The organism is Actinoplanes sp. NPDC049599 (genome assembly GCF_044465625.1).
Classification (GTDB): domain Bacteria; phylum Actinomycetota; class Actinomycetes; order Mycobacteriales; family Micromonosporaceae; genus Actinoplanes.
This window is the reverse complement of record NZ_JBITLX010000023.1, coordinates 47,043-70,006: the sequence shown is the minus strand read 5'-3', so window position 1 is coordinate 70,006 and position 22,964 is coordinate 47,043. Positions and strand designations below refer to the sequence as shown.

Annotated in this window: 27 protein-coding genes and 1 pseudogene; 18 read left to right on the top strand and 10 right to left on the bottom strand. The window is 71.5% G+C overall.

Annotated elements, in window-relative coordinates:
• Positions 1 to 480 precede the first annotated feature (480 nt).
• Together ACIBQZ_RS31760 and ACIBQZ_RS31755 are read right to left on the bottom strand one after the other, a co-directional pair.
• Complete coding sequence (locus ACIBQZ_RS31760; RefSeq protein WP_396092504.1) at positions 481 to 771, bottom strand: DUF3817 domain-containing protein; 291 nt, start codon at positions 769 to 771, stop codon at positions 481 to 483.
• Between the two features lie 503 nt (positions 772 to 1,274).
• A pseudogene (locus ACIBQZ_RS31755) lies at positions 1,275 to 1,601 on the bottom strand (hypothetical protein); the annotation flags it as partial.
• A 96-nt stretch (positions 1,602 to 1,697) separates the two neighbouring features.
• On the opposite strand from ACIBQZ_RS31755, the gene ACIBQZ_RS31750 reads away from it, so the two are divergent.
• Complete coding sequence (locus ACIBQZ_RS31750; protein WP_396092503.1) at positions 1,698 to 2,645, top strand: GlxA family transcriptional regulator; 948 nt, start codon at positions 1,698 to 1,700, stop codon at positions 2,643 to 2,645.
• A 229-nt stretch (positions 2,646 to 2,874) separates the two neighbouring features.
• Here ACIBQZ_RS31750 and ACIBQZ_RS31745 read toward each other — a convergent pair whose 3' ends face one another.
• Both ACIBQZ_RS31745 and ACIBQZ_RS31740 read right to left on the bottom strand, forming a co-directional pair.
• A complete protein-coding gene (locus ACIBQZ_RS31745) occupies positions 2,875 to 3,342 on the bottom strand; it encodes a hypothetical protein (RefSeq protein ID WP_396092502.1) in 468 nt (155 codons plus the stop codon).
• Entirely contained in the window at positions 3,339 to 3,584 is a 246-nt protein-coding gene (locus ACIBQZ_RS31740; protein ID WP_396092501.1) for a winged helix-turn-helix transcriptional regulator, read from the bottom strand. The genes ACIBQZ_RS31745 and ACIBQZ_RS31740 overlap by 4 nt, the downstream gene beginning before the upstream one ends.
• A 122-nt stretch (positions 3,585 to 3,706) precedes the next feature.
• Here ACIBQZ_RS31740 and ACIBQZ_RS31735 point away from each other — a divergent pair, with 122 nt between their 5' ends.
• The 6 genes from ACIBQZ_RS31735 (at position 3,707) to ACIBQZ_RS31710 (ending at position 12,443) form a co-directional block, all read left to right on the top strand.
• The gene (locus ACIBQZ_RS31735) at positions 3,707 to 3,877 is read left to right on the top strand and encodes a hypothetical protein (RefSeq protein ID WP_396092500.1); all 171 of its coding nucleotides are present in this window, start codon (positions 3,707 to 3,709) and stop codon (positions 3,875 to 3,877) included.
• Positions 3,878 to 3,910: 33 nt separating this feature from the next.
• Complete coding sequence (locus tag ACIBQZ_RS31730) at positions 3,911 to 5,068, top strand: serine hydrolase domain-containing protein (RefSeq protein WP_396092499.1); 1,158 nt, start codon at positions 3,911 to 3,913, stop codon at positions 5,066 to 5,068.
• A gap of 91 nt (positions 5,069 to 5,159) precedes the next feature.
• The gene (locus ACIBQZ_RS31725; RefSeq protein WP_396092498.1) at positions 5,160 to 5,534 is read left to right on the top strand and encodes a nuclear transport factor 2 family protein; all 375 of its coding nucleotides are present in this window, start codon (positions 5,160 to 5,162) and stop codon (positions 5,532 to 5,534) included.
• A gap of 195 nt (positions 5,535 to 5,729) precedes the next feature.
• Positions 5,730 to 7,154, top strand: coding sequence for a protein kinase (locus ACIBQZ_RS31720; RefSeq protein ID WP_396092497.1), 1,425 nt, complete (start codon positions 5,730 to 5,732; stop codon positions 7,152 to 7,154).
• 48 nt (positions 7,155 to 7,202) lie between these two features.
• Positions 7,203 to 8,810, top strand: coding sequence for a methyl-accepting chemotaxis protein (locus tag ACIBQZ_RS31715; protein ID WP_396092496.1), 1,608 nt, complete (start codon positions 7,203 to 7,205; stop codon positions 8,808 to 8,810).
• 264 nt (positions 8,811 to 9,074) lie between these two features.
• Positions 9,075 to 12,443, top strand: coding sequence for a CARDB domain-containing protein (locus ACIBQZ_RS31710; protein ID WP_396092495.1), 3,369 nt, complete (start codon positions 9,075 to 9,077; stop codon positions 12,441 to 12,443).
• Positions 12,444 to 12,690: 247 nt separating this feature from the next.
• On the opposite strand, the gene ACIBQZ_RS31705 is transcribed toward ACIBQZ_RS31710, so the two are convergent.
• Positions 12,691 to 13,287, bottom strand: a complete 597-nt coding sequence (locus ACIBQZ_RS31705) for a hypothetical protein (protein ID WP_396092494.1) — start codon at positions 13,285 to 13,287, stop codon at positions 12,691 to 12,693.
• A gap of 8 nt (positions 13,288 to 13,295) precedes the next feature.
• On the bottom strand, positions 13,296 to 13,616 hold the full coding sequence (locus ACIBQZ_RS31700; protein WP_396092493.1) for a hypothetical protein: 321 nt from the start codon (positions 13,614 to 13,616) through the stop codon (positions 13,296 to 13,298).
• Positions 13,617 to 13,901: 285 nt separating this feature from the next.
• On the opposite strand from ACIBQZ_RS31700, the gene ACIBQZ_RS31695 reads away from it, so the two are divergent.
• The 10 genes from ACIBQZ_RS31695 (at position 13,902) to amaP (ending at position 19,109) form a co-directional block, all read left to right on the top strand.
• Complete coding sequence (locus tag ACIBQZ_RS31695; RefSeq protein ID WP_396092492.1) at positions 13,902 to 14,273, top strand: nuclear transport factor 2 family protein; 372 nt, start codon at positions 13,902 to 13,904, stop codon at positions 14,271 to 14,273.
• A 55-nt stretch (positions 14,274 to 14,328) separates the two neighbouring features.
• A complete protein-coding gene (locus ACIBQZ_RS31690; protein WP_396092491.1) occupies positions 14,329 to 14,721 on the top strand; it encodes a DUF3224 domain-containing protein in 393 nt (130 codons plus the stop codon).
• Between the two features lie 29 nt (positions 14,722 to 14,750).
• Positions 14,751 to 15,719: an Acg family FMN-binding oxidoreductase gene (locus ACIBQZ_RS31685; protein ID WP_396092490.1), complete on the top strand. Its 969-nt coding sequence runs from the start codon at positions 14,751 to 14,753 to the stop codon at positions 15,717 to 15,719.
• A 193-nt stretch (positions 15,720 to 15,912) separates the two neighbouring features.
• Positions 15,913 to 16,389, top strand: coding sequence for a cyclic nucleotide-binding domain-containing protein (locus tag ACIBQZ_RS31680; RefSeq protein WP_396092489.1), 477 nt, complete (start codon positions 15,913 to 15,915; stop codon positions 16,387 to 16,389).
• A gap of 169 nt (positions 16,390 to 16,558) precedes the next feature.
• Entirely contained in the window at positions 16,559 to 17,044 is a 486-nt protein-coding gene (locus tag ACIBQZ_RS31675) for an Asp23/Gls24 family envelope stress response protein (RefSeq protein ID WP_396092488.1), read from the top strand.
• A gap of 11 nt (positions 17,045 to 17,055) precedes the next feature.
• Complete coding sequence (locus tag ACIBQZ_RS31670; RefSeq protein ID WP_396092487.1) at positions 17,056 to 17,403, top strand: hypothetical protein; 348 nt, start codon at positions 17,056 to 17,058, stop codon at positions 17,401 to 17,403.
• The gene (locus ACIBQZ_RS31665) at positions 17,400 to 17,582 is read left to right on the top strand and encodes a hypothetical protein (RefSeq protein ID WP_396092486.1); all 183 of its coding nucleotides are present in this window, start codon (positions 17,400 to 17,402) and stop codon (positions 17,580 to 17,582) included. Before ACIBQZ_RS31670 ends, ACIBQZ_RS31665 begins: the two co-directional genes overlap by 4 nt.
• Entirely contained in the window at positions 17,579 to 18,001 is a 423-nt protein-coding gene (locus tag ACIBQZ_RS31660; RefSeq protein WP_396092485.1) for an Asp23/Gls24 family envelope stress response protein, read from the top strand. The genes ACIBQZ_RS31665 and ACIBQZ_RS31660 overlap by 4 nt, the downstream gene beginning before the upstream one ends.
• The gene (locus ACIBQZ_RS31655; RefSeq protein WP_396092484.1) at positions 17,998 to 18,534 is read left to right on the top strand and encodes a DUF6286 domain-containing protein; all 537 of its coding nucleotides are present in this window, start codon (positions 17,998 to 18,000) and stop codon (positions 18,532 to 18,534) included. Before ACIBQZ_RS31660 ends, ACIBQZ_RS31655 begins: the two co-directional genes overlap by 4 nt.
• Positions 18,534 to 19,109: an alkaline shock response membrane anchor protein AmaP gene (gene amaP, locus ACIBQZ_RS31650; protein WP_396092483.1), complete on the top strand. Its 576-nt coding sequence runs from the start codon at positions 18,534 to 18,536 to the stop codon at positions 19,107 to 19,109. Before ACIBQZ_RS31655 ends, amaP begins: the two co-directional genes overlap by 1 nt.
• A gap of 12 nt (positions 19,110 to 19,121) precedes the next feature.
• Here amaP and ACIBQZ_RS31645 read toward each other — a convergent pair whose 3' ends face one another.
• The 4 genes from ACIBQZ_RS31645 to ACIBQZ_RS31630 form a co-directional block, all read right to left on the bottom strand.
• On the bottom strand, positions 19,122 to 19,586 hold the full coding sequence (locus ACIBQZ_RS31645; RefSeq protein WP_396092482.1) for a GyrI-like domain-containing protein: 465 nt from the start codon (positions 19,584 to 19,586) through the stop codon (positions 19,122 to 19,124).
• Positions 19,587 to 19,786: 200 nt separating this feature from the next.
• Positions 19,787 to 20,731: an NADP-dependent oxidoreductase gene (locus ACIBQZ_RS31640; protein ID WP_396092481.1), complete on the bottom strand. Its 945-nt coding sequence runs from the start codon at positions 20,729 to 20,731 to the stop codon at positions 19,787 to 19,789.
• Between the two features lie 189 nt (positions 20,732 to 20,920).
• Positions 20,921 to 21,742 carry a helix-turn-helix transcriptional regulator gene (locus tag ACIBQZ_RS31635; RefSeq protein WP_396092480.1) on the bottom strand — a complete coding sequence of 274 codons (822 nt, stop codon included), beginning with the start codon at positions 21,740 to 21,742 and terminating at the stop codon, positions 20,921 to 20,923.
• A 15-nt stretch (positions 21,743 to 21,757) separates the two neighbouring features.
• Positions 21,758 to 22,264: a MarR family winged helix-turn-helix transcriptional regulator gene (locus tag ACIBQZ_RS31630; protein WP_396092479.1), complete on the bottom strand. Its 507-nt coding sequence runs from the start codon at positions 22,262 to 22,264 to the stop codon at positions 21,758 to 21,760.
• A gap of 194 nt (positions 22,265 to 22,458) precedes the next feature.
• Here ACIBQZ_RS31630 and ACIBQZ_RS31625 point away from each other — a divergent pair, with 194 nt between their 5' ends.
• Complete coding sequence (locus tag ACIBQZ_RS31625; protein ID WP_396092478.1) at positions 22,459 to 22,926, top strand: hypothetical protein; 468 nt, start codon at positions 22,459 to 22,461, stop codon at positions 22,924 to 22,926.
• The last annotated feature ends 38 nt before the right edge of the window (positions 22,927 to 22,964 follow it).

Sequence of the window (22,964 nt, the reverse complement as noted above, 5' to 3'; positions counted from 1 at the left end):
GTCCTTCCGCGACGTGAGGTCCTTCCGCGACGTGAGGTCCTTCCGCGACGTGAGGTCCTTCCGCGACGTGAGGTCCTTCCGCGACGTGAGGTCCTTCCGCGACGTGAGGTCCTTCCGGCGCCTGAGGTCCTTCCGGCGCCTGAGGTCCTTCCGGCGCCTGAGGTACTTCCGTGGCCTGATTTCGCTGCCGGGCCTGAGGTCCTTCCGCGGCCTGAGGTGCTTCCCGGCTCTGTGGGGTCTCCTGGGCCCAGGCCTGCGGGGGTTGCCTGAGGGGGGCCGCGATGGGGCGTGGGTCGGACGGGTCCCCCGCGCGTGGCTGGCGGGGGCCGGGCGGCGCGGGCTGCGGGCGGGCCGGGTTGGCCTGTCGGTCCCGGGCGTTCGCCGGCTTCCTGCCACCGGGCGGGACCGGTCGTTGCTTGGCCATGGCGGGCTCCTGTCGAGCGGACTTTCGGCGCCGGCGAGGTACCGCCGCCGAAGTGCTCAACGACCCGTGGGGCCCGTCGATACATCCCCACCCGCACGACCTGGCCCTGTCCGGCGCAGCACGAGCAGCCCGCCGATCGCCGGGACGATCGCGGTGAGCCGGGTTCGCAGATCGGTGGTCAGCCGCAGCGTCGCCCCGATCACGAAGAGGTAGGCGCACCCGTGCACCGGCCCGAGCAGTGAGGCGACGGGTGGCAAGTGCACGGTGGCCAGGTTGGCCAGCAGCAGGACCAGGCTGAGCAGTTCAACGAGAGCGGAGGCCCGCAGCAGCCGGAACGGCACGGTCACACCCCCGTCGTGGAGCCGGGCCGGACGATCATCAGGACCACGACGACCGCCCAGAGCAGGTTGAAGACCCCGGTGACCATGCCGAGCCGGGCAGCCACCCGCCCGGCAGAGATCGCTCCGCCGGGTGACGCCACCTCGGACGCCGCGGCAGCCTGGGACGCGGCCGTCGGAGAGGCCGCAGCGGTCTGAAACCGCCCAGCAGCGGAGTTGTGCGTGCCCTGAGATGGCCCGGCGGCGGAGAGCGGCGCGGTATGGGATGGCCCGGCGGCGGAGAGCGGCGCGGTATGGGATGGCCCGGCGGCGGAGAGCGGCGCGGTATCGGACGGCCCGGCGGCCGAATGGGGCGTGGTCTGAGATGGCCCGGCGCCCGAAAGTGGCCCGGCGCCCGAAAGTGGCCCAGCGCCCGAAGACCCCATGCCGCCCGCCGGACCCGTTGCGGTCCGTGACCGCTGCTCGGGTGCACCACTGTCCGTGGTCGCCGATGCGAGTGCGTTTTCCCCGTCCAGGATCGCCGCCTGGCCGGGGAGGATCAGGAAGGCCAGCACCGCAGCCGCCGCCACGGTCAGGACGATCGAGATGATCAACCAGGGATCTCCCACGACACCCAGGCTGCTGGCCGTGGCCAGGCCGAACACCGGGACCAGCACCCCCAGCGCGGCGTACACGCGGCAGATCCGGTGCAGGTTGCGCAGGACCGCGATCCCGTGCCGGTCGGCGGGCTCGGCCAGGGCTCGCCGGGTGGCGGCGGGGAACATGCTGGCCGCCACGGTCACCGGGCCGATGGTGATGATCGCGGCCAGGACGTGGATCGTCAGGAGCAGTTTTGTCACGGTCGATGACGCTATGCGGGTCGCGAACCTCCGCACAGTGGCTGGAATGCCAGATGCCAACGGATTCTCGCCAGGCCTGCGGTAGGCTGCCCGGCCATGCACCTCGTGGCCGTGCTCGCGCTTGACGGCGTTGTCGCCTTTGACCTGTCGACGCCGTTGGAGGTTTTTGCGCGGACCCGGCTGGCCGACGGGCGGCCCGCCTACGAGGTACGCGTCTGTGCACCCACTCCCGAGGTTGACGCCGGTGCCTTCGTGCTGCGGGCGCCCTGGGGGCTGGACGCGCTCGACACCGCCGACACGATCATCCTGCCGGGGGTCGTTGCGCCTGCTGGGGACGTACCGGATGAGGTTGTCGGTCGGTTGCGGGCGGCCGCGGGTCGCGGCACCCGGATCGCGTCCATCTGTGCCGGCGCGTTTGTGCTGGCCGCGACCGGGTTGCTGGACGGGCGGCGGGCGACCACGCACTGGCTGGCCGCCGGGCTGCTGGCCGAGCGGTATCCGGCGGTCGAGGTTGATCCCGACGTGCTCTACGTGGACAACGGACAGTTCCTGACCTCGGCCGGGGCGGCTGCGGGGCTCGACCTCTGCCTGCACCTGATCCGGCGCGACCACGGCTCGGCGGTTGCGGCCGACGCGGCCCGGCTCTCCGTCATGCCGCTGGAGCGTGACGGCGGGCAGGCACAGTTCATCGTGCCGGAGCGGCCGCCGGCGCCGCGCGGCTCCACCATGGAACCGCTGCTGCGCTGGCTCGACGAGAGCGCGGCCCGCGAACTGACCACGGCCGACATCGCGGCGCGGGCGGGGATGAGCACGCGCACGCTCAACCGGCACTTCCGCGAGCAGACCGGCACCACCCCGCTGCAGTGGCTGCACCGGGCCCGGGTCCGGCAGGCCCAGCACCTGCTGGAGACCACCGGCGAGGGCGTGGACCGGATCGGCGAACGGGTCGGCTTCGGCTCACCGACCGCCTTCCGCGAACGCTTCAAGCGGATCGTCGGCACCAGCCCACAGGCCTACCGGCACGCCTTCCGGTCCCCGCGCTGACCCTGCCAGCCGGAGGCCCGCCCGGGAGAAGGACGCGACCCGCGCTGGTCCCCGGCGCCGTTCCCCGCGCTGACCCCTGCCGGCGGAGACCGCCCGGGACAAAACCGCGACCCGCGCCGGTCCGCGCGCTGACCCCTGCCGGCCGGAGACCGCCCGGGACAAGACCGCGACCCGCGCTGACCCCTGCCGGCTGGAAGGTCGCCCGGGACAAGATCGCGATCCGCGCCGGTCAGTCGTTGAGCTGGGCGCGCTCGATCTCACCGAGTGCCAGCGTCACCACCTCCCCCACCTCTCGCGTCCCCAGCAGGTGGGCGATCAGCAGCGTCGAATGGCGGGCCAGCGCATCCGGTTTCACCGGCGGCTCCTCGTTGTCGTGCACGCCCAGCGCGCCCGCCAGCAGCACCAGCACCACGTGCGGATCCACCTCCGGCTGCCACGGGGCCGCCGATCGGACGCTCTGCTCCAGGACGGCACGGATGTCGTCGCCGTCGAGCCCGTCCGGATGGCTCAGCTCCAGCAGCAGCCGCACTGCCGTGCCCAGGATGAGGCCCACCTGGGCCTGGTCCAACGCGGCCAGCTCGCCCACCGCCGTGGTCAGCGCCTCGGCGTCGTGATTGCGCGCGGCCAGCACCGCGGCGTCGGTGGCCGTGGCGATCGGCCGGGCGGGTGCGGGCAAATGCCGCCACTGTTTGGTCACGCTCCGACGCTAGCCGGAGGGTCCGACAAAACCTGGCCGGGGACGCGATCGGTGTTGTCGACCACCCAGCGGCGCGGCAGCGGTTCGCCGGCGTCCCGGCCCAGCGAGTACTCGACGTGCAGCGGCACCGCCGGATAGACCGTGCGGTTGATCAGGCCGTGCTCATCGAGGCGGCGCAGTGTGCCCCGGGGTACGACGTGGTCGCGGTGGGCCCGGCGGTCACGCGCGCCGAGGTCTGGCAATGCGGGTTCGATCGCCCGCCCCGGCACGGATGCGCAGTCGGATCGTCAGCCCCAAGCCCACGCGCTGGACTTCGCGCAGGCCGCCGCCCTGCCGCTGACCACGCTGACCGCCTGGCAGGCGCTTGTTCGACCGGCTCCGGCTCACCGCCGCGAGCACCGGCACCCTGCTGGTGCTCGGCGCGGCCGGCGGACCGCGCGGTTCGACGGCAGCACCGCCGAGAAACCTGCGCCGGGCGCACGCCGCCGTCGAGCGCGGCTCGGTGATCGGCAAGACGGTCATCGCCGGCTTCTGATTTTTGTCGGTGCCGGATGGCAGGGTGGAGGTCATGCAGACCTCTTCGATGCAGCAGGCGATGGCGGCGCGGGTCGAGCGGGGCGAGCTCCCGGGGATCGTCACGCTCGTCGCGCGCGGTGACGACGTCCGGGTCGAGGTGATCGGCACGACGGCGGTCGGCGGCGCTGTGCCGATGCGCCGCGACACGGTCTTCCGCATCGCGTCGCTGACCAAGCCGATGCTCGCCGCCGTCACGATGATCCTGGTCGAGGACGACGTCATCGACCTCGAGGAGCCGGTCCACCGGCTGCTCCCCGAGTTGGCCGGCCAGCGGGTGCTCGCCCGCGTCGACGGCCCGCTGGACGAGACCGTCCCGGCGCGCCGCCCGGTGACGGTGGAAGACCTGCTGACCTTCCGGAACGGCTTCGGCGCCCTCACCGAGCCGACCTTCGATCCGCCGTTCCCGATCGTCCGGGCCGCCGAGGAGCTGCGACTCGTGCTCGGCGCGCCCGAGCCCCGCACCCCGCACGACCCGCAGGAGTGGATCAGGCGCTTCGGCACCCTCCCGCTGATGTATCAGCCCGGCGAGCGCTGGCTGTACAACGTCGGCTCCCTGGTGCTCGGCGTGCTGCTTGCCCGGGCGGCCCGGCAGCCGCTCGGTGACCTGCTGCGGGAGCGGCTGTTCGAGCCGCTGGGCATGAGCGAGACCGGCTTCTGGTTGCCGCCCGAGCGAGCCGCGCAGCTGCCGACCCCCTATCTGATCGACGCGGCCACCGGAAAGCTGACCGAGCAGACGTCCGAGGGCTGGGGCGTCCCGCCGGTGTTCCCCTCGGGCGCGGGCGGGCTCGTGTCCACCGTGGACGACTTTCACGTGTTCGCGCGCATGCTGCTCAAGCGGGGCGTGCACGGCGGCACCCGGCTGCTGTCGGAGCAGTCCGTGCAGCTGATGACCACCAACCGGCTGACCCCCGAGCAGGTCGCCGGCGGCGGCGCGATCCTCAGCGGCAGCGGCTGGGGCTTCGGCATGGGTGTGGCGCTGACCCCGGAGCCGCCCGCCACCCGGCCGGGCCAATACGGCTGGTCCGGCGGTTTTGGCACGACGTGGTTCAACGACCCCCACGAGGACCTGATCGCCATCGCGATGACGCAGGTCGGCGACTTCCTGTGGAACGGCGCCCGCGCCGAGTTCCAGCGGGCGGCGTATTCATGAGCGGCGTGCAGATCACCGGCATCGACCACCTGCCGGCCGCCCACCGGCTGGGTAGGCTGCCGGATGTGGTTCCCGCTCGGAGGGGGAGACGATGACCAGCCTCGACGCAGTCACCGGCTGGGTGCAGGGCTACCGCCGGGCCTGGGAGTCCAACGACCCCGAGGACATCGGCGGGCTGTTCACCGAGGACGCGGCCTACTTCACGGAGCCGTATGCGAAACCGTGGCTCGGGCGGGAGGAGATCGTGGCGCAGTGGCTGCGGGCCAAGGACGAGCCGGGCGACACGACCTTCGAGTGGCACCCGCTGATCGTCACGGAGGAACTGGCCCTCATCGAGGCCACGACGGTCTACCGGAAGCCGCCCCGGACATACAGCAACATGTGGGTGCTCCGGCTGGACAATCTCGGGCAGGCCCGGCAGTTCACCGAATGGTGGATGAAGCACCCGCCGCCGCCCGCGGAGTGACCGCCGACCGTCCATAGCGGATGGTGGAGCCCGGCCGGCGTCGGGCTCGCGTTTCTCCTCATCTGCAAGATCTCCCTGTGATTGCCCGCTCACTTTCCGATTTGGGTGCTCTTCCCGGCGGGCGGCGACAAGGTGAGCCATCTTCACCGGCGGCGCGCAGTGCGGATCCTCTTCTTTGCGGGCAGACTGCCTCGGATGGAGGTGCAGCAGCATGTGCTCGGCGGCCGTTACGCGCTGCTGAACGAGCTCGGCCGGGGCGGCACGGCGGTCGTCTGGCGTGCCCGTGACGAGGTGCTCGGGCGCTCGGTCGCGGTCAAGGTCCTGGCCGGCCGGTATGCGGGTGATCCCCAGTTCCGCGCCCGGATCCGGGACGAGGCCCGGGCCGCCGCGACGCTGTCCCACCCGAACATCGCGCAGGTCTACGACTTCGGCGAGTCGGACGAGGGCGGGCGCCGGGTCCCGTACGTGGTCATGGAGCTTGTCCACGGCGTCACGTTGCAGCAGCGGATGCGGGCCGGGGTGCTGCCGCCCGCGTTGATCTTCCGGATCTGTGGGCAGGTGGCCGCGGCGCTGGCCGCCGCCCATGCCGACGGGCTGGTGCACCGCGACGTCAAGCCCGGCAATGTCATGGTCACCCGGGACGGGGCGAAGGTTGTCGACTTCGGGCTGGCCGCGGTGGCCGGGCCGGCCGACCCCGCGGACGCGCTGTTCGGCACCCCCGCCTACCTGGCCCCGGAGCGGCTGACCGGCGGGCCGGTGGAGCCTGCCTCCGACGTGTACGCCCTCGGCGTGCTGATGTACCGGCTGCTGGCCGGGGAGTCGCCGTGGAGCGTGGACAGCACGACGCAGATGCTGTCCGCGCACGTCTATGTCGAGCCGGCGCCGCTGCCCCCGCTGGGAGAGGTCCCGCCGCAGGTCACCGACCTGGTCAACCGGTGCCTGCGCAAGGAGCCCGGGGAACGGCCGAGCGCCGAGGAGGTGGCCGCGACCCTGAGCCGGGCCCCCGCGCCGGAGCCGGAGCTGGTGGCGGCAGTTCCGGAGCGGTCGACCGGGCCGCTGATCGTCGGGGGTGTCGCGGCCGCGGTCATCGCGGCCGTCGTGCTGTGGGCGTTCCTGCCGGGTGGGCCCGGCGGCGACGCCGAGGTGGCGGCGACCGTGCCCTCGTCGATCGCCGGGCGGTCGGCGACCGGCGGGGCACCGGAAGGACCCGCCGCGACGCCGGCCCGGCCCACCGCGGGGGCGGTGGCGCCCGGCCAGACCCGCGCGGCCCCGTCGGTCACTCCCTCGGGGGGCGCTGTGCAGGCGCTGCCGCCCGCCGCGACCAGCGATCCGGCCGCGTCCGCGACGCCACCGGAGCCCACGGCCGAGCCGACGACCGAAGAGCCGTCCGCCGAGTCGCGGACGTTCACGTCAGCCGGCGGCACGGTCGAGGCGCGGTGCACCGACGCCGGGAAGGCCGAACTGGTCTCCTGGACGCCGACGGATCCCTATGAGGTGCAGAAGGTCACCGACGGACCCGCGCCCACGGCCGCGATCGTCTTCCGGGACGGCAAGAGCCGGATCCGGATGACGGTCACGTGCGCGGCGGGCACGCCGACGGCGGTCACGCTGCCGCTCTGATCTCCAAAAGTCGCCACCCGGGCGGTGCTGGTGACTGATAGTGAGGTCATGGGTGCGAAAAGCGGTGGTGGATGGTTCGGCAACCTGCGGGTGGGCGTCAAGATCAGCCTGGCGCTGGCGGTCGCGCTGCTGGCCGGCGGTCTGGTGGCCACTGTCGGACTGGCCGGGATGAGCACGGCCAACACCAACGCCACGACGATCTACGAGGAGAACCTGAAGCCGTCCGCGACCATCGCGGGCGCGCAGGGCGCCTTCGACGATCAGCTGTTCGCGCTCGCGATGATGAACATCGCGAACACCCCGGCCCTCACCGAGACGGAGCGGCAGAACGCCCTGGCCGCGGCCGGCCGGGTGACGCAGCAGATGGAACAGTACGAGGCGCTCGGGCTCGAGGCGGCGCAGCGGGCTCCGGTGGACAGCCTCGCTCAGACGTTGGCCGCGTTCGTCAAGGTTCGCGACGACCTGCTGATCCCGGCCGCCACCAACAGCGACAACGCCGCCTTCGCCAAGGCTTACGGCGAGAATGCCATCGCGCTCGTGGACCAGGCGAACACCGCGCTGGACACATTGAGCACCTTTGAGGCGGAAAGCGCCGCGCGGGCCGCCCAGGAGACGACGGACGCCTATCGCTCCAGCCGTACGGTGATGGTGGTCTGCCTGGTGGTGGGGTTTCTCCTCGCCGCGGGGCTGGGCCGGCTCACGGTCCGCCGGATCACCCGCCCGCTCGGGCTGGTCTCGGAGATGCTGAACCGGGTCGCCGACGGTGATCTCACCGGGACGGTGGACGTGCGGTCCCGCGACGAGGTCGGTGGGATGGCCCAGGCGCTCAACCGCGCGTCCGGCAGCATGCAGTCGACCGTGCAGGCGCTGGGCACGGCGTCGCAGTCGCTGGCCGCCGCCGCGGAACAGCTGTCGGCCACCAGCATCGAGATCGCCGGCAGCGCGGAACAGGCCAGCGCCCAGGCGGACGCCGTCTCCCGATCGGCCGAGGCGGTGAGCCTGAACGTCGCCACCGTGTCGGCGGGCTCCGAGGAGATGGGCGCGTCGATCCGCGAGATCGCCGAGAACGCCAACCAGGCGGCGCAGGTGGCCGGGCAGGCGGTCACGATGGCGGCGACCACCAACAGCACTGTGGCCAAGCTCGGTGACTCGTCGGCGGAGATCGGCAACGTGATCAAGCTGATCACGGCGATCGCCGAGCAGACCAACCTGCTGGCGCTCAACGCCACGATCGAGGCGGCCCGGGCCGGCGAGATGGGCAAGGGCTTCGCGGTGGTGGCCAGCGAGGTCAAGGACCTGGCCCAGGAGACCGCCTCGGCCACCGAGGACATCGGCAAGCGGGTGGCGGCGATCCAGGCGGACACCGGCACGGCGATCACCGCGATCGGGGAGATCAGCGAGATCATCGCCAAGATCAGTGACTACCAGACCACGATCGCGGCGGCCGTGGAGGAGCAGACGGCCACCACCGGCGAGATGAACCGCGGCGTGGGCGAGGCCGCGAACGGGGTGGGCGAGATCGCGGCGGGCGTCGGCACGCTGGCGACGGCGGCCCGGATGACCACCGAGAGCGTGGGGGACTCGCAGCGGGCGGCGGAGGAGCTGGCCCGCATGTCCGGCGAGCTGCAGACCCTGGTCGGCACCTTCCGGGTCTGAGGATCGCGGCGTCAGCAGCCTGTCCGGTGTGCCGGGCAGGCTTTCGGCGGTTTCCGGCCGTTGACGAACCAGTGACATATCTGAAACATTGAATGCCCCGCACCGCAAGAAGTTGGCAGGCACCGCGAAATTTCTGTGTAGCGGGCCGAAAGATCCCATCACTCCGAGTCGGCGCACCTCTCCCTCGCGCCGCGCTGCCGCGTACCCGACCGGCGGTGCGGCGTGGGGTCATCCCCTCTGTCGTTCTCACAGAACAAGGACGCCATGAAACGGAAGCAGCTCAGCAGACGGCTGTTCAGCAGCCTCGCCGCGGCCGGCCTGGTCGCCGCCGCGGCGCTCGCCCCCACCCCCGCCCACGCCGCCGGCGGCCCCAACCTCGCCGCCGGAAAGACGGCCTCGGCCAGCGGCGCCAACGGCCCCTACGGCGCCGGCAACCTCAACGACGGCAACGCCCAGAGCTACTGGGAGAGCCCGTCGAACGCGTTCCCGCAGTGGGCGCAGATCGACCTCGGCGGCAGCGTCGCCGTGGATCAGGTGGTGCTGAAGCTGCCGCCCGCGACCGCGTGGGGTGCGCGTACCCAGACTCTCAGCCTGCAGGGCAGCACCGACGGCGGCAGCTTCGGCGTGCTGTCCGGCTCGGCCGGACGGATCTTCGATCCGGCCTCGGCCAACACCGTGACGATCTCCTTCGCCACGGCGACCGTCCGGTACGTGCGGGTGGTCATCACCGGCAACACCGGCTGGCCCGCCGCGCAACTGTCCGAACTGGAGATCTACGGGGTCGGCGGCACCGATCCGGACCCGGATCCCGACCCGCCGGCCGGTACGAACCTGGCGAGCGGCAAGCCGATCGAGGCGTCGTCGTCGGTCTACACGTTCGTCGCCGGCAACGCCAACGACAGCAGCCCGACCAGCTACTGGGAGTCCAACGGCTTCCCGGCCACGCTGACCGTCAAGCTCGGCGCCGACGCCGACATCACCGGCGTGGTGGTCAAGCTCAACCCCGACCCGATCTGGGGTACGCGTACCCAGGGCATCCAGGTGCTCGGCCGGGCGCAGACCGCCACCGGGTTCACCTCGCTGAAGGCCCGGGCCGACTACTCGTTCAACCCGGCGACGAACCAGAACTCCGTCACCATCCCGGTCACCGGCCGGGTGGCGGACGTGCAGTTGCAGATCTTCAGCAACACCGGCGCGCCCGGCGGGCAGGTCGCCGACCTGCAGGTGCTCGGCACCGCGGCGCCGAACCCGGACCTGATCGTCACGGCGGCGACCTGGACGCCCGCGGCGCCGAGCGAGGCGTCCGCGATCACCCTCTCCGCCACGGTGAAGAACCAGGGGACCGCGGCCGCCGCGGCGACCAAGGTGGACTTCAAGCTGGGCGGCACCGTCGTGGGCAGTGCCCCGGTGGGCGCGCTCGCCGTCGGCGCCTCGGCCACGGTCTCCGCAAACGTCGGCGCGCGGCCGATGGGCAGCTACAGCGTCGCCGCGACGGTCGACCCGGCCAACACGGTCGTCGAGCAGAACAACGACAACAACACCTTCACCGCGGCCACGGAACTGGTCGTCGGCCCGGCGCCCGGCCCGGACCTGCAGGTCGTCGGCATCACGCCGAACCCGGCGAACCCGGCCGTCGGTGCGGCGGTCTCGTTCACCGTCGCGGTCAACAACCGCGGCACCTCCGCCGCCGGCGCCTCCACCACCCGACTGGTGGTGGGCGGCAGCACGTTGAACGGCGCCACCGCGGCGATCACGGCCGGGGCCACCGCGGCCGTGGCGATCAGCGGCACCTGGACCGCCACCAGCGGCGGCGCCACGCTGACCGCCACCGCGGACGCGACCAACGCGGTCGCGGAGACCAACGAGAACAACAACACGCTGGCCCGGTCGGTGGTCGTCGGCCGCGGCGCCGCGGTGCCGTACGTCGAGTACGAGGCCGAGGCGGCGCGGTACCAGGGCACGCTGCTGGAGACCGATCCGCTGCGGACGTTCGGGCACACCAACTTCGCCACCGAGTCGTCGGGGCGCAAGTCGGTGCGGCTGACCGCCACCGGCCAGTTCGTCGAGTTCACCTCGACCAACCAGGCCAACTCCATCGTCGTGCGCAACTCCATCCCGGACGCGCCGGGCGGCGGCGGCCAGACGGCCAGCCTGAGCCTGTACGCGAACGACACGTTCGTGCAGAAGCTGACGCTGTCGTCGCGCAACAGCTGGCTCTACGGCACGACCGACGACACCGAGTCGCTGTCCAACTCGCCGTCGGCCGACGCGCGCCGGCTCTTCGACGAGTCACACGCGCTGCTCGCGCAGTCGTACCCGGCGGGCACGAGGTTCAAGCTGCAGCGGGACTCGGGCGACAACGCCGCGTTCTACATCGTCGACCTGATCGACCTGGAGCAGGTGGCACCTGCGGCGAGCAAGCCGGCCGACTGCACCTCGATCACCACCTACGGCGCGGTGCCGGACGACGGCGTGGACGACTCGGCCGCGATCCAGCGGGCGGTCACCGACGACCAGAACGGCGTGATCGGCTGCGTCTGGATCCCGGCGGGCCAGTGGCGCCAGGAGCAGAAGATCCTCTCGCCGGACCCGGCCCGCGGGCAGTACAACCAGCGCGGCATCCGGAACGTGGTGATCCGCGGCGCCGGCATGTGGCACTCGCAGCTGTACACGAACACCGAGCCGCAGAACGTGACCGGCAACATCAACCACCCGCACGAGGGCAACGTCGGCTTCGACATCGACGACAACACCCAGATCTCCGACCTGGCCATCTTCGGCATGACCACGAACCGGGCCAACCGCGGCCACGGCCTCAACGGCCGGTTCGGCAAGAACACGAAGATCAGCAACGTCTGGATCGAGCACGTCAACGTCGGCGCGTGGGTCGGCCGCGACTACTCGGACACCCCGGCCTACTGGAACCCGGGCGACGGCCTGGACTTCTCCGGCATGCGGATCCGCAACACCTACGCGGACGGGATCAACTTCTCCAACGGTACGCGGAACAGCAAGGTCTTCAACTCGTCGTTCCGCACCACCGGTGACGACTCGCTGGCGGTCTGGGCCAACCCGTACGTGAAAGACCAGGCGGTGGACATCGCGCACGACAACCACTTCCTGAACAACACGATCCAGCTGACCTGGCGGGCGAACGGCGCCGCCATCTACGGCGGCTACCACAACTCGGTCGAGAACAACCTGATCTACGACACGATGAACTACCCGGGCATCATGCTGGCGACCGACCACAGCCCGCTGCCGTTCTCCGGCACGACACTGATCGCCAACAACGGCCTGTACCGCACCGGCGGCGCCTTCTGGAACGAGGACCAGGAGTTCGGCGCGATCACCCTGTTCCCGTCCACGAAGGACATCACGGGCGTGACGATCCGCGACACGGACATCGTCGACTCGACCTACGACGGCATCCAGTTCAAGAACGGCGGCGGCACCATGCCGAACGTCGCGATCACCAACGTCAAGATCGACAAGTCGAACAACGGCGCCGGCATCCTGGCGATGAGCGGCGCCCGCGGCAACGCGACACTGTCGAACGTGACGATCACCAACTCGGCGGACGGCAACGTCGTGATCCAGCCGGGCTCGCAGTTCACGATCTCCGGCAGCTAGCCGCGCACCTGGGGCCCCCGGTACCCGGCCGAGGGCTCTGGGCTGCGCCGATGGTTCCCTCACTGCTGTTCATCGTCGGGCTTCCGCACCGGGGTCTTCGAGGAAGCTCCAGGCGACTACCTGCGGCTCGACACCACCGATCCCGGCGCGGGCGAGGCCGCGGACCGGATCGTCGCGCACTTCGGCCTGCCGCACCGGGACGGCTGACCCGTGGCGGCGCCGCGCCGGTGGCGGCGCCGCCCGCGAGCTACCAGCCCAGGGGCACGGGAATGCCGGGATAGAGCTGGCTCACGCCCTGCTTCACGCAGGTCGTCACCGGCTCGCTCTCCTCGCTGAGCGCCAGCAGGTCGGCCATGCTCTTCTCGCCGCCGCGCGGGGTTATTCCGTGCGTGACCAGACAGGCTCGTGCCGATGTCAGCAGGCGTGGCTCCATGGTGGGAGCGGCGGTTTTCCGGTATTCGTCGTCGACCGCCGAAAGATATGCCTCGAAACAGCTGTCGCCGTATCCGGTGACGTACTCATCGGGTTTGTCGGTGGCTCGATACCAGATCATCATCGACAATTGATCGACGGGATTCCAGCCCTTGTTCACCAGGGCTATTCCGTGGGCGGCGAGGCATCGTTGCAGCCCGCCCACCGAGGTTTCGTAATCGTCGCGGCTCGCGACCCGGTCGGCCAGCAGGCGTCGCTGCGCCGCGAGCCCCTCGGCGCGCTCGTCGGGGCTCACGGACTGCGAGGACCGGCCGGCCGGCGGCGGACCGTCGACCCGGTCGGCCGGTCCGGTGCAACCGGCCGGTCCCAGCAGTAGCGCGCCGGCCACGAGCATGATCCAGCGTGGCCGCATCGGTGCGCCTAGTGCAGGATCGTCACGGCGCCGCAGCTCTCGCACGACTTGTGCTGGCTGTATGCGATGCCGGTGCCGTTCGGCACGCTCACGTGCACCTCGGGCAGGCCGTGCGTCCAGCTGCTCAGGTTGCCCTGCCAGTTGATCCGCAGCCAGGCGTGGCCGGAGCAGCTGCCGCTGTAGCGCCTCGTTTCGGCGTAGCCGTGGTTGCTGTAGCCCGAGTAGCCACAGCCGGCCCTGTCCAGGAACACGGTCTGGCCGTGTGCCAGCGCCGCGGTCGGCGCGATCACGCCGGCCGCCACGAATGCGGCCGTCGAAATAGCGGCCACCGTGGCTGATCGGCGAATTCTTCTGCCGGCTCCGTGCCGGTTCTCCCCGTGATTCACATCATCCTCCAACTAGCGGGTGTCTCCCGGATAGTTGCCCCGTACGTACGATGCCGGCCCAGCGTAGGATTCCGCCGCCGAGGCCGTCAATACCGATGGAGTGTCTACTTTCGATTCCCGATTGCCGGGTATTGGTCAGACGAAATGGAGTGATCCATTGTCCGGGCGATCGGGACCGGGGCGTAGCCTGAGCCGCAGCCAGTCGACAATGAGGACAGAGGTCGCCCCGTGCAGCAGTTCCGAGCCGCCGTCGAGGCGCGTGACATCGCCGCCGCCGTCGCGTTGATGGCCGATGACGTGGTCTTCCACAGCCCGATCGCGTTCACGCCGTACCGGGGGCGCGAGGCCGTCGGCACGGTCCTGCGCGCGGTCCTCGAGGTCTTCGAGGATTTCCGGTACGTGCGGGAGATCGGCGCGCCGGACGCAGTGGATCAGGCGCTGGTGTTCCGGACCCGGGTCGGTGAGCGTGAGCTGGAGGGTTGCGACTTCCTGCAATACCACGAGAGTGGCGCCATCGCCGAGCTGACCGTGATGGTGCGGCCGCTGAACGGGGCGCTGGCCCTCGCGGAGGCGATGAAGGCCAAGCTCGCCGGGGCGTGAGCCGGACAACTGCCGGGAACGGCGACCGTGCTCCGGCCGTACCTGATTAGGTGTGATGGTGAAGAACACCACCCATGGCGAGTTCCGGGTCGCTTTCGACCCGCTTGAGGCGGACGATGAGATCATCGGCCGGATGCGGGTGACCAAGAGCTACACCGGCGGGCTGACCGGCAGCGGCGTCGCGCAGATGCTGACGGTCGGCACGCCGATCGAGGATTCCGCCGCCTACGTCGCCCTCGAACAGGTCACCGGCACGCTGGACGGGCGGCAGGGCGCCTTCGTGCTGCAGCACACCGGGACGATGCGCCGCGGCGAAGGCGGACTGAGCGTCACGGTTGTGCCCGACTCCGGCACCGGCGAGCTGCTCGGGCTGCACGGCACCTGCACCATCGAGAACCTCGGCACCCAGCACCGATACGTACTCGATTACACGATCGACAACCTCTGACTCCGGCCGGAGTCGGGCGGGAGGACACCATGGCAGCCGACACCCACCGTCAGCAGGCGCTCCAGCAGGCTGCGAACGCCGCGCGCTACGCGCCCTCGGTGCACAACACCCAGCCGTGGCGCTGGGTGGTGCGTCCCGACCGGCTCGAGCTGTACGCCGTCACCGACCGGCAGCTGCCCGTCCAGGATCCGGAGGGGCACCTGCTGCTGACCAGCTGCGGCACCGCCCTGCACCACGCCTGCATCGCGTTGGCCGCGGCCGGCTGGTCGTACCGGATCGACCGGCCCGCCGACGCCCCGCTCGCCGTGCTCCACCCGATCGAGCTGGGACCGGTCGACCCGACCGCGATCCGGCACTTCGAGCAGCTCCAGGTCCGGCACACCGACCGGCGCACGGTCACCGACGACCCGGTCGCCCCGGCTGTGCTGGACGACCTGGTGCAGGTCAGCGAGGCAGCCGGGGCCCGGCTGCACGTGCTCTCCCGCGACCAGGTCATCGAGCTGGCCGTGCTGGTCGAGCACGCGCAGAAGGCCGAGGGCGCCGACGAACGGCTCCAGGCCGAGACCGCGGCCTGGGTGGGCGGCGAGCGGCCCGCCGGGACCGGCATCCCCGCCGCGAGCCTGCCGCAGGAAGTGCCGCTGACCACCGTCGCCGAACGCGACTTCGGCGCCGCCGGCTCGCTGCCCCCGGGCGCCGGCCACGACGCGGCCGCCACCTACGGCGTGCTCTACGGCCCCGGCGACGAGCCCGCCGACTGGCTGCGCGCCGGCGAGGCGCTCGACGCGCTGTGGCTGAAGGCGACCGAGCACGGCGTCAGCCTGCTGCCGCTCAGCAGTCCCGTCGAGGTGCCGTTCACCCGTTTCGAGCTGCGCCGGATGCTGGGTGACATCGGCTACCCGTATCTGGTGGTCCGGCTCGGCTCGCTCGACCCGGACCACGCCGGTCCCGCGCACACCCCGCGGCTGCCGACCGATCAGGTCATCGACGTGGTCGAGTAACGACCCCGGGCCCCGGGCGGACAGCGCCGCCGGCCACCAGGATCCCGGGCAAGCTGAGCGGACGGGACGGCCCGGTGGTGCGGGACGTTCGCCCCGTACCGGCCGGGCTCCCGGCCCTGATGCGGGCGCCCGCGCCCGCGGTTTGCTGGAGCGGTCCCCGCTGGGACCGCCCATCGTTCGCCGGGGAGGGGCCGTGTTCACCACCGTCGAGATGCTTGCCGACCAGCCGTTCCTGGCCGACCTGACCGAGCACCAGCTGAGCCTGCTGGCGCCGCTGACCAGCCGGTCGATGTTCCACGCCGGCAACCGGATCTTCCGCCAGGGCACGCCCGCCGAGCAGTTCTGGCTGATCACCGACGGCCGGGTGTACCTCGACGCCGAGGTGCCGGGCTACGACAACTTCGTGCTGGAGACCCTCAAGCCCGGCGCGGTCCTCGGCTGGTCGTGGCTGTTCCCGCCGTACCGGTGGCATTTCGGCGCGGTCGCGACCACCACCACCCACGCGCTGACCTTCAACGGCCCGCTGGTCCGGGCCCTGTGCCAGCGTGACCCGGCGCTGGGCTACGAGCTGACCAGCCGCTTCCTGCAGGTCATGGGCGAGCGCCTGCAATCGGCCCGGCTACGGCTCGAGAACTGCCAGCGCGCCGCCGGCCACCATCCCGACCTGTGACCGTCGCGGGGACTGAAGAAGAAGACGTCGATTCCGCGTCGGAACCTTATCGGCATCAGTAGCCTGAAAGAGGACATAGCCGAGCACACACACAAGGGCATCTGCGAGCCCGGACCCCCGCTGCGGACAGCCCATCCGACAGGCATACCACCTAGGAACAGGGGTTCTGATGACTACGACGCTGACCAAAAACGATCAAGCCACACCGGCGATGCCGGCCCGCAGCATGCCGGAGGCGCCGTCGCTGCCCCGGAAGAGCCGGCTCAACACGGCCGAGGGCAGGATCATCATCGCCGAGAACGTCGTCCAGAAGGTCGCCGGGATCGCCTGCCGCGAGGTGTCCGGGGTGCAGGCGATGGGCAGCGGCAGCACCCGCGCGTTCGGCGCGATCCGCGAGCGCATCCCCGGCAGCAACGGCCCGAACGTGGCCCAGGGCGTCGGCGTCGAGGTCGGCGAGACCGAGGCCGCGATCGACCTGGACATCGTCGTCGAGTACGGCATCAGCATCGCCGACCTCGGCCGCAGCATCCAACGCAACGTCAAGACCGCGATCGAGCGGATGACCGGCCTCAACGTCGTCGAGGTGAACGTCAGCGTCGACGACGTACACATGCCCGAAGCACCCGAGGACCGCCCCGAGTCCCGGGTCTCGTGACCCTCGCCGTCGTGGCCGGGCTCCAGGACGCGGTCGTCGACGGGGTCGATGTCGACCTCGTCGCCGCCGCGGTGTGCGGGTGCCCGGCCGTAGCGGATCTGGTCGGCGGCCCGCCTTCCGGCGCGTCCACCTATCTTCCCGGTCGCCGGATCGACGGGATCACCGTCACCGCCGGCACGGTCCTGATCCAGGTCCGCAGCCGCTGGGAACCGGCCACCGAGCTCGCCGCGCAGATCCGCACGGCGGCGAGCGCGGTGGCGCCGCTGCACCGCGTCGACGTGGTCGTCGCCGACATCGAAGACCCCCCGCCCATCCGGCTGTCCCGATTACGGAACGGTCGGGAAAGGAGAACGTTATGAACCGCACGTTCGTGGGGACCGTCGTCGGCCTGGCGCTGGGCTTCGCCCTGGCCTTCGGCGGCCTCGGACAGCTGCTCATCGTCGCCCTGTTCGGCGGCCTCGGCTTCGCCGTCGCCCGGGTCCTCGCCGGTGACGTCGACCTGAGCGGCTACCTGCAGGGCCTGCGGAGCCACCGATGACGCCCACCGCCGAACTGGACCGGCTCAGCGGCACCCCACCCCTGGCGGACGAGGCCGAACTCGGACAGGTCGTGATCGCCGACCGGGTGGTCGAGAAGATCGCCGCACGGGCCGTCCTTGAGATCCCCGACGCCGGCGGCGCCGCACCGCGGATGTTCGGCCACGCGTTGCCCGGCGCCGGGCACCTGGGTCTGCGCCGTACCGGCCTGCACCAGCTGCCGAAGGCCACCGCGGACGTCGACGGCCGGACCGTCTATCTGGACCTGGCCATCAGCGCCCGCTGGCCCGCTTCCCTCGGCCAGGTCAGCGACCAGGTCCGCGACCAGGTCCGGACCCGGGTCCAGGAGCTGACCGGGCTGACCGTCGCCGAGGTCCGGATCACCGTCACCGGACTGATCACCGGCCGAGTTCGATCATGAGAGTCCTCAACCGCCTGCTGGTGCTCCTGCTCGCCGTCGGCGTCGTCTTCGCCGCGACCGTCGGGGTGATCGAGGTGATCGCGCAGCGCACCCAGCACCGCCCCGTCCTGCTCGACTGGCCCGGTGTGCACCACTGGGCCGCCCGCACCTCCTGGGGCGCGGCCCCCGTCGTGCTGCTCAGCGTCGGCCTGGTCGGTGCCGGGCTGCTGCTGCTCATCGCGCAGCTCAAACCACGGCGACCGGCCCGGCTGCCGATCGCCGCCGCCGGCACGGACACCGATGCCGCGATCACCCGCGGCGGCCTGGCGCACAGCCTGCGCCGAGCCGTCACCGGCATCGACGGCGTCAGCGAGGTGCAGGTCACCGTCCGGCGGCACCGGGCCCGGGTCCGCGCCACCACCCGGGCGGCCGGTGCCGCCGGGCTGGGCGCGCTGCGGACGACCCTGACCGAGACAGCCCGGCGACAGCTCGACGCCCTGCACCTGAGCCACCCGCCGACCCTGTCGGTCCGGGTCACCACCCGGGAGCGCTGATGTACGCCGACCGCACCAACCGCGCCCTGCTCACCCTGCTCGGCGCGGCTCTGCTCGCCGCCGGCACCGTCGGGATCCTCGCCGGCACCGACGTCTTCGGCCACGACCTCGCCGGCCGGCCCCTGACCGACAATGCCGCCGCCCGGTACCTCGGCGACCACAGCCTCTGGTTCTGGCCGGCGGCCGCCCTCGTCGGCGTGATCGCGGCCCTGCTCGCGCTGCGCTGGCTCCTGGCCGTCCTGACGCCACGCCCACGCGTCGGCGCCATCACCATCGCCACCGATCGATCCGGCGGGCCGGCGGCGCTGGACGCCGACGCCCTCACCGACGCCGTCACGGCGGAGATCAACTCCTACCGCGGCGTCGACACCAGCCACGCCAAGGTCTACGGCAGCCCCGTCGATCCCCAGCTCGCGATCACCGTGCGCACCGACGACGACGCGGACATCGCCGCAGTGCACCACCGCATCGAGGATGACGCCCTCGCTCACGTCCGCCAGGCCCTCGACCGGCCCGACCTGCCGATCAGCCTCACCATCAGCGTGGGGAACCGCCGGTCCAGCCGAGCCGATTGAACCGGCCCCACCTCACCGGGCCCGGTACGGCATCACCAGGTCGGTGCGCCACGCGGCGGGGTCGGGCAGCTCGGCGGGGTTGGTGTAGTAGATCTCCCAGTGTGTTCCGGCTGCTTCGAGGCCCTGCAGCTTCAGCCAGTCGGTGACGGCGTCGTGGGCGAGGGCGAGGTCTTCGTAGGAGCCGTGGTGGGTGGTGACCGCCGCTGGTCCGGCGGGCAGGGACGACGAGGTCACCCGTCCGGTGCCGGGCGCCGGGCCGGTGACAGGAAACCCGGCTTCGACGTCGACGAGGTCGTCGTGGAAGGTGTACCGGGCGAACGGCGGTCCGGCTGGTGCGGCTCCGACGGCGGTCAGGTGCCGCAGGATCTCCTCGTAGACGCCGGGGAACCAGGCGGGTAGCCGGGCGGCGGGCAGGCTGTCGCGGATCACCGCGGTGGGCTGGCTGGTCAGGATCCGGCTTTCGATGTGGTAGGTCATGGTCGTTCCTCCTCCGAGGCATGCGCGCGGGGCGCAGTACGCGGTCGAGGCGGAAGGCGGCGCAGCTGAGGGTGAAACGGCGTCGCCGGTGTGCGTAGAGGCGGGCGGCCTCACCGTCGAGCCTGCTATCGCCGACGGGTGACGGCCAGGGCCACCCGACCCACCGAGGCATCGAGGATTCTCCTTCCTCGGGAGGCGGCTCAGGCCGTGGGATTGACGATGACGGTCTTGCCGGGCAGGTCGCCCGCGGCGGCCCGGGCGTGCACGGCCGGCAGCTCGGCCAGGGGGACCCGCCGGGCGACGTCGACGCGCAGCTCGCCGGAGTCGATCAGCGCGACCAGCCGGGACAGCTGGTCGGCGTCGCTGCGGACGAACAGGTTGATGCCGCGTACGCCGCGCTGCTCGTCGCTGGGCGCGGGCATCCACACCGTGGTGTTCACCAGCACTCCGCCGGGACGGATCAGCGTGACCAGCGCGGCCAGCTGCGCCGGGTCGATGGGGGCGAGGTTGAGCACGACGTCGACCGGCTCGCTCACCGCCGCGTTCACCTCGGTGCTGGTGTGGTCGATCACCTCATCGGCGCCCGCGGCCTTGGCCTGATCGATGCTGCGAGCGCCGGCCGTGGCGATCACGTACGCGTCGGCGCGCTTGGCCAGCTGAACGGCGTACCCGCCGACGGCGCCGCCCGCGCCGTTGATCAGCACCCGCTGGCCGGCCGCCAGCTGCGCGTGGTCGAACAGCGCCTGCCACGCGGTGAGACCCACGATCGGCAGCGCGGCGGCGTCGGCCAGGGGGACGCTGGTGGGCGCCGGAGCGAGGATCTCGGCCGGAGCGACCACGTACTCCGCGGCCGCGCCATCGGCCGTCATCGGCAGGAACCCGACGACCCGGTCACCGATCTCGGCGCCGCTCACGCCCTCGCCCAGCGCTGCGACCGTGCCGGACACGTCGATGCCCGGCGTGTGCGGCAGCGTCACCGGGATCGGGCCCTGCATGAAACCCCCACGGATGTTGCCGTCGACGCCGTTGAACGACGTCGCGGCGACCCGGATCAACACTTGCCCGGCGCCGGGGACGGGCTGCTCGACGTCCTCGTACCGCAGGACGCTCGGGTCGCCGTACTCGTGGAATCGCACTGCCTTCATCGCAAGCCCTCGTCTCTTCCCTCTACTCGAGTGCTTCGCATTCGAAGCACTTCTCAACCGTAGCACGCTTCGAATTCGAAGCAGCTAGCTCGCCGAGATCGCGTTCCGACTGATCAAGCGTGGCGCGAAGCGGAGGCCTGGGGAACGGCACCGTTATCCAGGGACAAACTGTCCGTGGCTACGGGCGGCTCAGCTCGTCATGATCAGGCGCTGGAGCTTCTCGTCGCTCGGTGAGCCGGGCCGCGCCGAGAACACCAGCAACTCCTGGCCCTCGTCGGGGTCGACCAGCCGCTGGCCGAAGAGCTCCAGCTCGCCCACCTCGGGATGCCGGTAACGCTTGAGCTCGTGGTGGTGGGTGACGTCCACCTCGTGCCGCCGCCAGACCTCGGCGAACTCGGGGCTGACCGCCAGCAGCGTGTCGACGATCTCGCCGGCTGTGCCCGTCGGGTCGGCCGTGTACGCCGCCCGGATGTCCACAGTGAAGACCCGGCCGCGCAGCGCATGGTCCTCGGGGGGATAGATGGCCCGTTGTGCCGGATCGGTGAACCAGCGGTGGACCAGGTAGCGGGACATGCTGCTGAACCGGGTGTAGTCGCCGAACAGGGCAACCGCCGACCGGGTCTGCAGCAACGTCTCGCCGAACCGGGAGAGCACCATCGCAGGCGTGTCCGAGAGACGCTCGACGATGCGCCGCATGACCGGACTGACCTGCTCGTCGCGCAGCACGCGGCGCGGGGCCGAGTGCCCGCCGAGGGCGAACAGGTGCTCCCGCTCACTCGGGCTGAGACTCAGCGCCCGAGCCAGGGCGGCCAGCATCTGCTCGGACGGCATCGGACCGCGCTGCTGCTCGAGCCGGCTGTAGTAGTCGGCCGACATGCCGGCCAGCACCGCGACCTCCTCGCGCCGCAACCCTCCGGTGCGGCGCCGCGAGCCACGGGGCAGCCCGACGTCCTCCGGCTGCAGCCCCTCCCGTCGTGCCCGGAGAAAGTCCGCCAGCAGTGCCCGGTCCATCCCTCGCTCCGCCTCTCAGCCGGTTCGGTTGCGTCCGGCGCGGGGTTTGGCGGACCGGGGAGGGGTGGCCCGCATGTGGTCGCGGACGCGGCCGAGAATGGTGCTGAGGGCGGCGAGGTCCCGGCCGGTCATCGGTTCGAACAGCAGCTGCCGGACCCGGTCGACATGCCCGGGCAGCACGTGGGCGACCAGGGCCCGGCCGGCGTCGGTGACCGTCACCATGACACTGCGCTCGTCGTCCGGCGACGGCGCGCGGGTGATCAGGCCGCGTTTGTCCAGCAATCCCGCCTGGTAGGTGAGGCCGCTGCGGCTGTACACGACACCGTCGGCCAGGTCGGTCATCCGCAGCCGGCCCTCCGGCGCGTCGACCAGCCGGGCCAGGATCTGGAACTGCACGTAGCTGAGGTCACCGTCGGCGCGCAGGTGCTCGTCGACCGCGTACTGGAGAAGGCTGCTGACCTCCATCAGGGCGAAGTACGCACCGAGTTGCTCCGCGTTCAGGCCGGGTGCGGGATCGCTCACGCCCTGAATGTACTTGCTTTGAATTCGAAGTCGGGCTCCGGAGTGATATCGGCGTACTACTTTGTGTCGTCCTGACTGGCTATCGTGACGGGTCCATGGTGGAGCCGTCATGAGGAGGCCGTGTGGTTGACCGGGCACAGGATGAGAGCGGTGGGCCCCCGCCGGTCGCCGGCGAACCCGCGACGGTCGATCTGGTGGAGGTTGCCCGAAGCGTGGTGATGGACACCGTCCCGGAGCAGCTTGATCTGCTGACGGCGGTGGCGACACGGTGGGAGGCCGGTGCCGGTGGGCCGCGTCGTGGCTGGACCGGCGGCTCGGTCGGCTCCGGGATCGAACCCCTGCTGCTCGGCGAGGTCATCCTTCCGGTGCTGCTCGGCGCGTCGGCGGAGGTGCTGGGTGCCGCTGTGGTCGCCGCCTGGCACGCCCGTCCCCGGCCGGTCCTTCCGTGGCGCCGGCGAGCGCGGTCCAGCCGGGACGAAGCGGTCGCGTTGCCGACCGCGCCCGTGCCCCTCGACGCGGGCCAGGCGGAGGCGCTGCGGTCGGCGTGTGTAAGCCACGGAGCGGCGCTCGGACTGTCGGCGGACGAGGCCACGATGCTCGCCGACGCCGTGTACGGCGCACTGTGCCGGGCGATGACGGAGCCCCGCCCCGACGATGACTAGCGCGGCCGTCTCCTCCCGGCCGTGGCCCGCAGTCGCCG